Below are 12,361 nucleotides of genomic sequence, written 5' to 3'. Positions count from 1 at the left end.
ACCCTCCAAAATCTGCGAACAACTCCCATTTCGCTGCCAAATCCCGGGCGCCAGCGGGTTTGACCCATGGCACGGCCATGCGGCTTCGGAATATACTTGTTGGAATATCCTTGGAAGTTGTAGGGCTTTTTCCTTCGGACGAGCCTCCGGCTTTCGTCATTCACCAGGAGAGGAGTGCTTCATGGTCAACATGAATCGCCGCCAGTTCTTCAAGGTGACAGGTGCAACCCTGGCAGGCTCCAGCCTGGCATTGCTCGGGGTTGCTCCCGGCACAGCCATGGCTGAGGTGCGCCAGTACAAACTTGCGCGCATGACCGAAACGCGCAACACCTGTCCCTACTGTTCGGTCGCCTGCGGTTTGCTGATGTACGGTCTGGGCGACGGCGCCAAGAACGCGCGCGCCAGCATCATGCACATCGAAGGCGACCCCGACCACCCCGTCAACCGCGGCACGCTCTGTCCGAAGGGCGCGGCCCTGATCGACTTCATCCACAGCCCCAACCGCCTGAAGTTCCCGGAATACCGGGCGCCCGGGTCGGACAAATGGGTACGGATGTCGTGGGACGACGCCCTGACGCGCATCACCAAGCTCATGAAAGCCGACCGCGACGCGAACTTCGTCGAGAAGACCGCGGACGGCAAAACGGTAAACCGGTGGCTGACTACCGGCATGCTGGCCGCCTCGGCAAGCAGCAACGAGGTGGGCTACATCACGCACAAGACAGTGCGCAGCATGGGGATGCTGGCGTTCGACAATCAAGCCCGTGTCTGACATGGCCCGACGGTGGCAGGTCTTGCCCCGACGTTTGGCCGTGGAGCGATGACGAACCATTGGGTCGACATCAAGAACGCGGACGTAGTATTGATCATGGGCGGCAATGCCGCCGAGGCCCACCCGTGCGGGTTCAAATGGGTCACGGAAGCGAAAGCCCATAACAAGGCGAAGCTGATCGTCGTGGATCCGCGCTTTACGCGCTCGGCATCCGTGGCGGACTTCTACGCGCCCATACGCACCGGCACCGACATCATCTTCCTGGGTGGCGTCATCAAGTACCTGTTGGATCACGACAAGATCCAGCACGAGTACGTGCGCAACTACACCGACTTTTCCTACATCGTGCGCGAGGACTTCACGTTCGACGCGGGCCTGTACTCGGGCTACAACGCCGAGAAGCGCACGTACGACAAGGCAAGCTGGGACTACGAACGCGGCGACGACGGTTTCGTCAAGACGGACCCCACGCTGACGCATCCGCGCACGGTGTATCAGCTGATGAAGAAGCACTACTCGCGCTACACCGAAGAGATGGTCGAGCGCGTGTGCGGCACGCCGCGGGACAAGTTCCTGAAGGTGTGCGACATGCTGGCCTCCACGGCCACCACCGACCGCGCCGCCACGATCCTGTACGCGCTGGGTTGGACGCAGCACTCCATCGGCTCGCAGATCATCCGTACCGGCGCCATGGTGCAGCTGCTGCTGGGCAATATCGGTATTGCGGGCGGCGGCATGAACGCGCTGCGCGGGCACTCGAACATCCAGGGCCTGACCGATCTGGGCCTGATGTCGAATCTGCTGCCGGGCTACATGACCCTGCCCAACGAGCCCGAACAGGACTACGCCAAGTACATCGAGACGCGCGCGTTGAAGCCCCTGCGGCCCAACCAGCTCAGCTACTGGCAAAACTACAGCAAGTTCCACGTGAGCCTGATGAAGGCCTGGTGGGGCAAGTCGGCCACTGCCGAGAACAATTGGGCGTTCGACTACCTGCCCAAGCTCGACAAGATGTACGACATGCTGCAGGTCTACGAGCTCATGGTCCAGGGCAAGATGAACGGCTACATCGCGCAGGGCTTCAACCCCCTGGCAGCCGCGCCCAACAAGGGCAAGCTGAACGACGGTTTCGCCAAGCTGAAGTTCCTGGTCATCATGGACCCGCTGGTCACCGAGACCTCGGAGTTCTGGCGCAACGCGGGCGAACACAACGATGTGGACCCCACCAAGATCCAGACCGAGGTCTTCCGCCTGCCCACCACCTGTTTCGCCGAGGAAGACGGTGCGCTGGTGAACTCCGGGCGCTGGCTGCAATGGCACTGGAAGGGCGCCGAGCCTCCGGGCGAAGCCAAGAGCGACATCGAAATCATGTCGCTGATCTTCACGCGCCTGCGCAAGATGTACCAGGAGGAAGGCGGCAAGTACCCCGACCCCATCGTCAACCTGTCCTGGCCGTACTCCAATCCGCAAAGCCCCACCGCGGAAGAGCTGGCCAAGGAATATTCAGGCAAGGCGTTGGTGGACGTCATGGACCCCAAGGATCCCACCAAGCTCGTGCGCAAGGGCGGTGAGCAAGTGGCGGGTTTTGCGGAGCTGCGCGACGACGGTTCAACGGCTAGCGGCTGTTGGATCTTCGCTGGCGCCTGGGGCCCTGGCGGCAACCTGATGGCCCGCCGCGACAACAGCGACCCCACCGGAATCGGCCAGACCCTGAACTGGGCCTGGGCGTGGCCTGCCAACCGTCGCATCCTGTACAACCGCGCGTCGTGCGACGTGTCCGGCAAGCCATTCAACCCGCGGCGCAGCCTGATCTCGTGGAACGGCAAGATCTGGGTGGGCGCGGACATTCCCGACTTCAAGGGAGACGAGAACCCGGACGGCGGTATGGGTCCGTTCATCATGAACCCGGAAGGCGTGGCGCGCTTCTTTGCGCGGGCGGGCATGGCCGAAGGGCCTTTCCCTGAACACTACGAGCCCTTCGAGACGCCGCTGGGCTACAACCCGCTATATCCCAAGGCCAAGGGCGTCACCAGCAACCCGGCGGCGCGCGTCTTCAAGGACGACCTGGCCGCGATGGGCACGGCGGACAAGTTCCCGTACGTGGCCACTACCTACCGCCTGACCGAGCACTTCCACTACTGGACGAAGAACGTGCGCATCAACGCCATTCTCCAGCCCGAGCAGTTCGTGGAAATCGGCGACGCGCTGGCCAAGGAACTGGGCATCGCCAACGGGTCGCGCGTGAAGGTCTCGTCCAACCGCGGCTACATCAAGGCCGTGGCGCTGGTCACCAAGCGCTTGCGCGCGCTGACCATCGAGGGCAAGACCGTGCACCACGTGGGTATTCCCATCCACTGGGGTTTTGTGGGCCTGGCCAAACCCGGCTTCCTGACCAACACGTTGACGCCGGTCGTGGGCGATGGCAATTCCCAAACACCGGAATTCAAGTCGTTCCTGGTCAAGGTCGAGAAGGCTTAGGAGAACCGACATGTCCATGCAATCCCTAGACATCAAGCGGCGCTCCGCCACCACGACCCCGCCGCCGGGCATCCGTGAACCCATTACGGGTTCGGTCGCCAAGCTGATCGACGTCTCCAAGTGCATCGGGTGCAAGGCTTGCCAAAGCGCCTGTATGGAATGGAACGATCTGCGCGACGAGATCGGCACCAACGTGGGCGTCTACGACAACCCGGCCGACCTGACCGAGCATTCCTGGACCGTGATGCGCTTCTCGGAATACGAGAACCCCGCCGGCGACCTGGAATGGCTGATCCGCAAGGACGGCTGCATGCACTGCGAGGACCCGGGCTGTCTGAAAGCCTGCCCCTCGCCGGGCGCCATCATCCAGTACACCAACGGCATCGTGGACTTCCACGAAGAAAACTGTATTGGCTGCGGCTACTGCATCACCGGCTGCCCGTTCAATGTGCCGCGCATTTCCAAGAAAGACCACAAGGCGTACAAGTGCACCTTGTGTTCCGACCGCGTGGCCGTTGGCCAGGAGCCGGCGTGCGTCAAGGCCTGTCCCACCGGCGCCATCGTGTTCGGCACCAAGGAAGACATGAAGCAGCATGCCGAAGAACGGATCGTGGACTTGAAGTCCCGCGGTTTCGATCAGGCTGGCCTGTATGACCCGCAAGGCGTGGGCGGCACCCACGTCATGTATGTGCTGCATCACGCCGACCAGCCCGGGCTGTATCACGGGCTGCCCAAAGACCCGCATATCAGCCCCATGGTGTCGTTGTGGAAGGGGCTGGCCAAACCGCTGGGCGTGGCCATGATGGCCCTGACCGCCTTGGCGGGCTTCTTCCACTACGCCCGCGTGGGCCGCAACGAGGTTTCGGAAGAAGACGAACGCCGTGCCGAAGAGGAGGTGCGCCATGAGTGAAGACCACCGTCACCGCCGGATCAAGCGCTATACGCCGGGCGAGCGCACCAACCACTGGATCATTGCCCTTACGTTCATCCTGTTGGCGTTGTCCGGGCTGGCGCTGTTCCACCCGTCGATGTACTGGTTGTCCAACCTGTTTGGCGGCGGCCCTTGGACGCGTATCCTGCACCCCTTCATCGGGGTGGTGATGTTCGCCTGCTTCGTCGTGTTTGCCGGCCACATGTGGCGGCACAACGTAATGACGAAAGCCGACCGCCAGTGGCTTAAGCAACTGAACGACGTGGTCGAGAACCGCGAAGAAAAGCTGCCCGAAGTCGGTAAGTACAACGCCGGCCAGAAGCTGCTGTTCTATGTGCTGGTGCTGTGCATGCTGGGGCTGTTTGCCAGCGGCATCGTGATCTGGCGCGAGTTCTTCGCGTTCTACTTCCCCATCTGGGTGGTGCGGGTGGCGTCCGTCGTGCATGCCGTGACGGCGCTGGTGCTGATCTGCTCGATCATCGTGCACATCTACGCGGCGATCTGGGTCAAGGGATCGCTCACCGCGATGCTGCGGGGTTATGTCACCGCCGGCTGGGCGTGGAAACACCACCGCGCGTGGTTCCGCGAACAGATCCGAAAGTAGAGGGGAGGGGCCCCCACGGCGCGCGCGCTGTGCGCGCTTCCTGCCCCCCGAGGGGGCGGTCCCTCCTTGGGGCGGCCCAGCGGAGGGAGGGGCCCCCACGGCGCACGCGCTGTGCGCGCTTCCTGCCCCCCGAGGGGGTGGTCCCTCCTTGGGGCGGCCCGGCGGAGGGACGGGGCCCCCCTCGCCGCGTCCACGTAGTTGCCTACGGCTGCTATCCTTCTTTGAAGGCCAGCAGCCGTGTTTGTTTTCTTGGAGACACCATTGCAGCGAATTCTTCCGCGCGGCGAGATCGAAGCGCTAGACCATAATGTCATCCCCCGCGTCAGCCTGCCCGACCGCGCGTCGGTGTTTGCGACGCGTGCCGCGCGCTTGCGGCAATTGGCGGCCGATAGTCCCGTCGCTGACTATCTTTTGCTGATGGCGCAATTGGTTGACGCCCAGCAGCGCGCGCTGAAAGACTGTGCGGCGCCGGAGGCGTCGGAAGACCGCGTCGCGCTGGCGCAGGCCCATGGCATGCCGCCTTTGCAGGCTATCGGCTGGCCGCGCGACCCGATGTGGCGCAACATCCTGGCGCAGCTGGTGGACGAGGTGTCGCGCGGCAAGAACGTGCCGGCCGAAGCCATCGAGGTCTGCGCCGCGCTGCGCCGGGCGGTGGACGAAGACCCTGAATCGCTGGAAGACCTGGCTGAAGCCGTGTTGGCCGAGCAGGACCAGGGCGTGGACAGCGCTGCGGCGCCCTTCGTGATGGCGGCCTTGCAGGTTTACTGGACCGATCTGGCCAGCCGCTTCGACGACAAGCAGTTGCCGGTGGTCAGCCCGTTCGGCGTCTGCCCCGTCTGCGCCAGCCTGCCGGTGGCCAGCGTGGTGCGCGTGGGCGGCCAGTTTGAAGGCTATCGCTACCTGTGCTGCAGCCTGTGCGCCACGCAATGGCACATGGTGCGCGTGAAGTGCACGCACTGCGAAGACGTGGAATCGGTGGCGTACCAAGCCATCGACGGCCGCTCGCCCGCCATCAAGGCCGAGACCTGCGACCACTGCCACACGTACCGCAAGATCTTCTATCAGGACAAGGACCTGCACGTGGAGCCGGTGGCCGACGACCTGGCCAGCCTGATGCTGGACGTGCTGGTGGGCGAAGCGGGTTATTCGCGCGCCAGCGGCAACCCCCTGTTGTGGCATGGCGCCGAGGAATAGCATGGCCGAGCACCCGTCAGAGGGCGCCGTGGCCGCCGTGTCCGACATCCCGCCGCTGGATCGCCTGCTGAACGCCGACGCCCTGCGCGCCGCTTTGGACACGCACGGCCGCACCCAGGTGGTGGCGGCGCTGCGGCGCGACCTGGACGCGCAGCGCCAGCGCGCGTTGGCCGGCCAGTTGCCGCGCAACGAACTGGATGCGCCGGTGGTGGCCGCCCGCGTGTCGGCGGCGTTGGACAAGGCGGCCCAGCCGCGCCTGCGCGCCGTCTACAACCTGACCGGCACGGTGTTGCACACCAATCTGGGGCGGGCGCTGCTGCCCGACGAGGCGGTCGCGTCGGTGCTGCGCGCGCTGACCACGCCTGCCAACCTGGAGTTCGATCTGGACACCGGTGGCCGCGGCGACCGCGACGACCTGATCGACGAGCTGCTGTGCGAACTGACCGGCGCCGAGGCCGCGACCGTCGTCAATAACAACGCCGCCGCCGTCCTGCTGATGCTCAACGCGCTGGCCGACCGGCGCGAGGTCGTGGTGTCGCGCGGTGAACTGGTCGAGATCGGCGGCGCGTTTCGTATCCCCGACATCATGAAGCGCGCGGGCGCCAAGCTGGTGGAAGTGGGCACCACCAACCGCACGCACGCCGCCGACTACGACAACGCCATCGGCCCGCGCACGGCGATGCTGATGAAGGTGCATTGCAGCAACTACGCCGTCACCGGTTTCACCAAAAGCGTCGGCGTGGCCGAGGTGGCGGCGCTGGCGCACGCGAAAGGGCTGCCGGCCACGGTGGACCTGGGCAGCGGCACGCTCGTGGACCTGACCCAGTTCGGCCTACCCAAGGAAGACACGGTGCGCGAAACCATCGCCGCTGGCGCTGATCTGGTGACCTTCAGCGGCGACAAGCTGCTGGGCGGCCCGCAGGCCGGCCTGCTGGTGGGCCGCGCCGACCTGATCCGCAAGATCAAGAAGAATCCGCTCAAGCGCGCCTTGCGCGTCAGCAAGCTGACGCTGGCCGCGCTGGAGCCCGTGCTGGGCCTGTACCGCGCGCCGGAATTCCTGGCGCAGCGCCTGACCACCTTGCGCCTCCTGACCCGCCCGCAGCGCGAGATCCAGCCGCAGGCCGAACGGCTGCGTGGCGTGCTGGCGCATGCGGCCGGCGCCTCCTATGCGGTCGAGGCCGTGCCCATGTTCAGCCAGATCGGCAGCGGGGCGCTGCCGGTGGACCAGTTGCCCAGTTGGGGGCTGGCGGTGCGCTACACGGGCAGCGGGCGGCCGGGGCGCCACTTGGACAAGCTCGAGGCGCAATTGCGCCGCCTGCCCACGCCCGTCATCGGCCGCATCGCCGACGACGCCTTGTGGCTGGACCTGCGCTGCCTGGAAGCGCGCGACGAGGCCGCCTTTGCCGCGCAGCTGGCGGAGCCCCTGGCATGATCATCGGCACCGCCGGCCATATCGACCACGGCAAGACCACGCTGGTGCGCGCCTTGACTGGCGTCGACACCGACCGGCTCAAGGAAGAGAAAGCGCGCGGCATTTCCATCGAACTCGGCTATGCCTATACGCCGCTGGCCAATGGCGACGTGCTGGGCTTCATTGACGTGCCCGGCCACGAGAAGCTGGTGCATACGATGGCGGCCGGCGCCAGTGGCATCGACTTCGGCCTGCTGGTGGTGGCGGCGGACGACGGCGTCATGCCGCAGACGCGCGAACACCTGGCCATCCTGTCCCTGCTGGGCGTGGCGCAAGGCGCGGTGGCGCTCACCAAGACCGACCGCGCCGACGCCGCCCAACAAGCGGCCGTGCGCGCCGAGATCGCGGCTCTTGCCGCCGGCACCTTCCTGGCGGGCGCGCCGGTGTTCGCGGTGCAGGCCTCGCAAGCGGGCGATGCCGGCACCGCGGAACTGAAATCCTATCTGCACGCGCAGGCTGAAGGCCTGCACCAGCGCGACGGCGCCGGCCTGTTCCGGCTGGCGGTGGACCGCGTGTTCACGCTGGCGGGGCACGGCACCGTGGTGACCGGCACCGCGCACGCGGGCCAGGCCCGCGCGGGCGACGACACGGCCGATCTGCGCTTGATGCCTGCGGGCACGCGGGTGCGCGTGCGCAGCATCCACGCGCAGAACCAGCCCAGCGAAACCGGCGTGGCGGGCCAGCGCTGCGCGCTGAACCTGGCCGGCATCGACAAGAACGCCATTGCGCGCGGCGACTGGATCGCGGACGCCCGCTGCTTCCTGCCTTCGCGCCATATCGACGTGGCTTTGACGCTGCTTGCTTCCGCCGACGCGCCCGTGCGCGCCTGGGCGCCGCTGCACGTGCACATCGGCGCCGCGCGCCACGTGGCGCACGTGGTGCCGCTTAGCGCCGAGACGCTGGCGCCGGGTCAGTCCGGCTGGGTGCAATTGGTCTTTGACGAGCCGGTCTGCGCCATGCCGGGCGACCGCTACATCGTGCGCAATGCGCAGGCGACGCGCACCGTCGGCGGCGGCCGCGTGCTGGACCCGAATGCGCCGGACCGCAAGCGCCGGGCGGCCTCGCGCCTGCAAGGCTTGCAGGCGTTGTCCGACATGCTGGACGGAGGCGGCCTGCCGCCGGTGCTGGCGCACGCGCCGCTCGGGTTGGATGAAGGCGCCTTGCAGCGCCTGACCGGCAGGCCCGTGCGCGCGATCGAAGCGCCGCATGGCGCGTTGTGGATCGAGACGCGCAATGCGCAGGCGCCGCGCACCCTGATCCTGGCCATGCATTGGGACGCCTTGCGCGAGCGCGTCGAACAGGCCCTGGCGGCCTTCCATCAAAGCGCGCCCGATGAGCCGGGTCCGGACAGCGCGCGCTTGCGCCGGATGGCGATGCCGGTGGGGCCGGACGCTTTGTGGACGGCCGTGCTGGACCATCTGCAGCGCGACGGGCGCGTGGCGCGCAACGGCCCCTGGCTGCATCTGCCGGCCCATACCTCCACGCTGGCCGACGCGGAATCGGCGCTGGCCGCGCGCCTGCTGCCATTGCTGGAGCAGGGCGCCTTCGATCCGCCCTGGGTGCGCGACCTGGCCCGCACGCAGAACGAACCCGAAGAGCGCGTGCGGCAGTTGCTACGCAAGCTGCTGCGCCGCGGCGACGTGGCGCAGGTGGTGAAGGACCTCTTCTATCACCGGGGCCAGGTGCGGGCGCTGGCGCGGATCGCGGCGGACCTGGCGGCGCAGCCGGCGGGCCTGAACGCAGCGGTGTTCCGCGATGCGACGGGGCTGGGCCGCAAGCGCGCCATCCAGATCCTGGAGTTCTTCGACCGGGTGGGCTATACGCGGCGGGTGCGCGATACGCACGTCTTGCGGGCGGAAAGCGCGTACGCGGCCATGCAGGTGAACGCAGAGCCGGTATCATAGGCGGGCTGCTGAGGAAGGCATTCGTGCCCGGCGGCACGGCTGGGCTTCAAACCCAGTTGGGGGCGTCAGACGTTCCCAGGTAGGTTCGACTCCTGCTGCCTTCCGCCACACGCTTTAACTGCGCAGCATCCGCGTCACCACGCCCGTCACGCGATCCGACTGCCAGTCCAGTTCCCCCAAATGCCAATACCGGATCGATCCGCCGCGGTCCACCAGGTAGTTGGCGGGCAATCCGATCGCTTCCCATTTCTTGGACGCCGCGCTGTTGCGGTCATGCAGCACCGTGCCGGCCACGGGCCATTTCGCCAGGAAGGTCGAGACCTTGCCCAGCGCTTCGCCGACGTTCACGGCCACCAGCCGCAAGCCTTCTTCGCGGTGGCGCTTGGCCATGGCGGACATCAACGGGATTTCATCGCGGCAGGGCTCGCACCAGGTGGCCCAGAAACTGACGATGACGACGTTGCCGCGCCAGGCCGAGAGCTTCTGTTCGCGGCCGGCCAGGTCGGGCAGGACGAGGGCGGGCGTGGGCGCGGTCCACGGCGCCCAGTCGGGGCCGGTGGCGGTTTTCAGCGCCGAGTCGCTGGCGGCCCGCGCCCAGCCGGGCAGGGCGGCCAGCGACAGGCCGGATTGCAGCAGGCGGCGACGGCTGATCAAGGCGGCTTCCTCCGCGGGCGGGTCAGATGGCGATGGGTTTGGCGCTGAGCTTGTAGCTGAAGCTGTCCGGGTCCAGGCTGTCCAGCCGTCCGGCGCTGGTCTCGCCGTTGGGATACATCAGGAAGGGCACCGGGTCATGCACCGATCCCGACAGCACGACGTCGTGGCCGTGGTTGTACGCGACCCAGTTCATTTCCCACGCGCCAAACAGCATGACGCGCGCGGCGCGCACCTTCGCGTCGGTCAGCGGCAATTCGCCCGGGGGCTCTTCCAGCATGACCTTGCGCACGTCGGCGGGGTCGACCGGAATCCAGCCATAGCCGGCGGCGTAGAACTCGGCGCGGCAGTGTTGGGCTTTCGTGACGTCGCCGGCCTTGCCCAGGCTCTTGTAGCCCAGCTCGGAATTGGCCACGCGCAAGCCATAGGCGTCGCGTGCGGGGATGCCGGCGGCGCGGGCCAGGGCCACGAACAGCGCGTTGATGTCGGCGCATTTGCCGTTCAGGTCGTTCGCCGTCAGCATGTAGCGCACATCGCCCACGCCGCAGCCGCGGGTCGCGGCCGTCCTGCAGGTGTTTTCCACCACCCATTCGTAGATGGCGCGGGCGCGCGCCAGGTCGCCCTGGTGGCCGCGGGTGATCTGGTCCGCGGTGGTCTTGACGATGCCGTCGGTGGGCAGCAGTGCGGTGGGTTTCAGGAATTCGCGCAGCGCGGCGGGGCGTTCAAGCATGGCGTCCGAGGGCGGCGGCTGCGTCAGGTCGACCCGGCGATTGCGCGTCTGGAAGCGGCTGGTCACGGTGACGTGGCGCGGGGCCTGGGCATCGGGCCATTGCACGGCCAGCATCTGCACGTCGTAGCCGGGCGCCCGCATCAGCTGGGCGGTGCCGCCGCCGCTGACCTGCCAGGTGCTTTGCGCGCCGCGCTGGTACGGCGTGTCGGTGGCGTACGGCACCGGCACCCAGATGCGCGTGTGCGCGCCGGGGTCTTTCACGCTGATGTCGGTGGTCAGTTCAAAGCTGCGCCAGTCGGCGCTGACGGGAGCCTGCTGCGCGCGCAGCGCTTGCGGCAAGGCGGTTGTGGCGGCGCACAATGCGCCGGAGAGTCGGAGAAAGTGTCGGCGATCCATGAAGCCCTCACGCACGGTGAAGTTTGGCTATCGGTGCGCCCTTGGCCGGGCGGCCGTCCCTTGGGGTGTGCTCCTACGCATCCTGCCGGATCATCATAGAGCCAACCTCGGCGGCGGTGCTATCCTTTTTCCATTGACCCATGGAGATTGAAATGACCCAGGATGTTGCCACGGCGGCTGTGCCGCGTTTGACGTCGTTGTCCCACGGCGGCGGCTGTGGCTGCAAGATCGCGCCCGGGGTGTTGTCCGAACTGCTCAAGCGTTTCGGCCCCGCCGCCAGCTATCCGAACCTGATGGTGGGCACCGAGACCGCCGACGACGCCGCGGTCTACCGCTTGAACGACGAGCAGGCGCTCATCGCCACCACCGACTTTTTCATGCCCATCGTGGACGACCCGTTCGACTTCGGCCGCATCGCGGCTACGAACGCGCTGTCGGACGTATACGCGATGGGCGGCACGCCCATCATGGCGCTGGCCATCGTCGGCATGCCGATCAACGTGCTGCCGCATAGCGTCATCGCCGACATCCTGCGCGGCGGCGAATCGGTCTGCGAGGACGCGGGCATTCCGGTCGCGGGCGGCCACAGCATCGATTCCGTCGAGCCGATCTACGGTCTGGCGGCGATGGGCCTGGTGCACCCCGGCCGTCTCAAGCGCAACGCGGATGCGCGGGCGGGCGACGTGCTGATCCTGGGCAAGGCGCTGGGCGTGGGCATCCTGTCGGCCGCGCTGAAGAAGAACCGGCTGGACGACGCGGGCTACCGCGTGATGATCGACACGACCACGCGCCTGAACCGCCCTGGCCCGGCGCTGGCCGCGCTGGACGGCGTGCACGCGATCACCGACGTGACGGGCTTCGGCCTTTTGGGGCATGCGCTGGAAATGGCGCGCGGCGCGAAGCTGACCGCGCGGCTGCGCCTGGACGCCTTGCCCTGGTTGCCGGGCGTGCAGGCCTTCGCGGCCGATGGCGTGATCACCGGCGCGTCCGGCCGCAACTGGGCGTCCTATGGGGGCTCGGTGCAGCTGGGCGCGGCGGTCACCGACACGCAGCGTGCGTTGCTGACCGATCCGCAGACGTCCGGCGGCTTGCTCGTGGCCTGCGCACCCGAGGCCGCGGACGCCGTGCTGGACCTGTTCCGCAGCCAGGGCTTCGAACAGGCTGCGGTGGTCGGCGAGATGACCGCCGGCGACGCGCAGGTGCGCGTGGAATAAGCGGGTCGACCAGGCG

At 67.2% G+C, this 12,361-nt stretch carries 9 protein-coding genes and 1 tRNA gene; 8 read left to right on the top strand and 2 right to left on the bottom strand.

Going from position 1 to position 12,361, the window contains the following annotated elements:
• Positions 1-181: 181 nt before the first annotated feature.
• From fdnG to AC3WMU_RS25535, 7 genes are all read left to right on the top strand, one after another.
• On the top strand, positions 182-3,250 hold the full coding sequence (gene fdnG / locus AC3WMU_RS25565; RefSeq protein ID WP_159106391.1) for a formate dehydrogenase-N subunit alpha: 3,069 nt from the start codon (positions 182-184) through the stop codon (positions 3,248-3,250).
• Positions 3,251-3,260: 10 nt separating this feature from the next.
• Positions 3,261-4,160, top strand: a complete 900-nt coding sequence (gene fdxH, locus AC3WMU_RS25560; protein ID WP_006227317.1) for a formate dehydrogenase subunit beta — start codon at positions 3,261-3,263, stop codon at positions 4,158-4,160.
• Positions 4,153-4,785, top strand: coding sequence for a formate dehydrogenase subunit gamma (locus AC3WMU_RS25555; protein WP_006227316.1), 633 nt, complete (start codon positions 4,153-4,155; stop codon positions 4,783-4,785). Before fdxH ends, AC3WMU_RS25555 begins: the two co-directional genes overlap by 8 nt.
• A gap of 261 nt (positions 4,786-5,046) precedes the next feature.
• Positions 5,047-5,979 (top strand): formate dehydrogenase accessory protein FdhE, encoded by a 933-nt coding sequence (fdhE, locus tag AC3WMU_RS25550; protein WP_088591258.1) that lies wholly within the window; start codon positions 5,047-5,049, stop codon positions 5,977-5,979.
• Between the two features lies 1 nt (position 5,980).
• Complete coding sequence (gene selA / locus AC3WMU_RS25545; RefSeq protein ID WP_492283138.1) at positions 5,981-7,411, top strand: L-seryl-tRNA(Sec) selenium transferase; 1,431 nt, start codon at positions 5,981-5,983, stop codon at positions 7,409-7,411.
• Entirely contained in the window at positions 7,408-9,354 is a 1,947-nt protein-coding gene (gene selB, locus AC3WMU_RS25540) for a selenocysteine-specific translation elongation factor (protein WP_492283137.1), read from the top strand. The genes selA and selB overlap by 4 nt, the downstream gene beginning before the upstream one ends.
• Positions 9,355-9,366: 12 nt before the next feature.
• Positions 9,367-9,462, top strand: a tRNA-Sec gene (locus AC3WMU_RS25535).
• A gap of 6 nt (positions 9,463-9,468) precedes the next feature.
• On the opposite strand, the gene AC3WMU_RS25530 is transcribed toward AC3WMU_RS25535, so the two are convergent.
• Positions 9,469-10,008 carry a TlpA disulfide reductase family protein gene (locus AC3WMU_RS25530; protein ID WP_006227312.1) on the bottom strand — a complete coding sequence of 180 codons (540 nt, stop codon included), beginning with the start codon at positions 10,006-10,008 and terminating at the stop codon, positions 9,469-9,471.
• Positions 10,009-10,030: 22 nt separating this feature from the next.
• On the bottom strand, positions 10,031-11,131 hold the full coding sequence (locus AC3WMU_RS25525; RefSeq protein ID WP_492283136.1) for a transglutaminase-like domain-containing protein: 1,101 nt from the start codon (positions 11,129-11,131) through the stop codon (positions 10,031-10,033).
• A 152-nt stretch (positions 11,132-11,283) separates the two neighbouring features.
• Here AC3WMU_RS25525 and selD point away from each other — a divergent pair, with 152 nt between their 5' ends.
• Complete coding sequence (selD, locus tag AC3WMU_RS25520; protein WP_424626678.1) at positions 11,284-12,345, top strand: selenide, water dikinase SelD; 1,062 nt, start codon at positions 11,284-11,286, stop codon at positions 12,343-12,345.
• Positions 12,346-12,361 lie beyond the last annotated feature (16 nt).

The sequence above is a fragment of the Achromobacter sp. FW305-C-13 genome, assembly GCF_058783475.1.
Note: the sequence above shows the minus strand (reverse complement) of the source record. Positions and strands in the feature narration are given on the sequence as shown.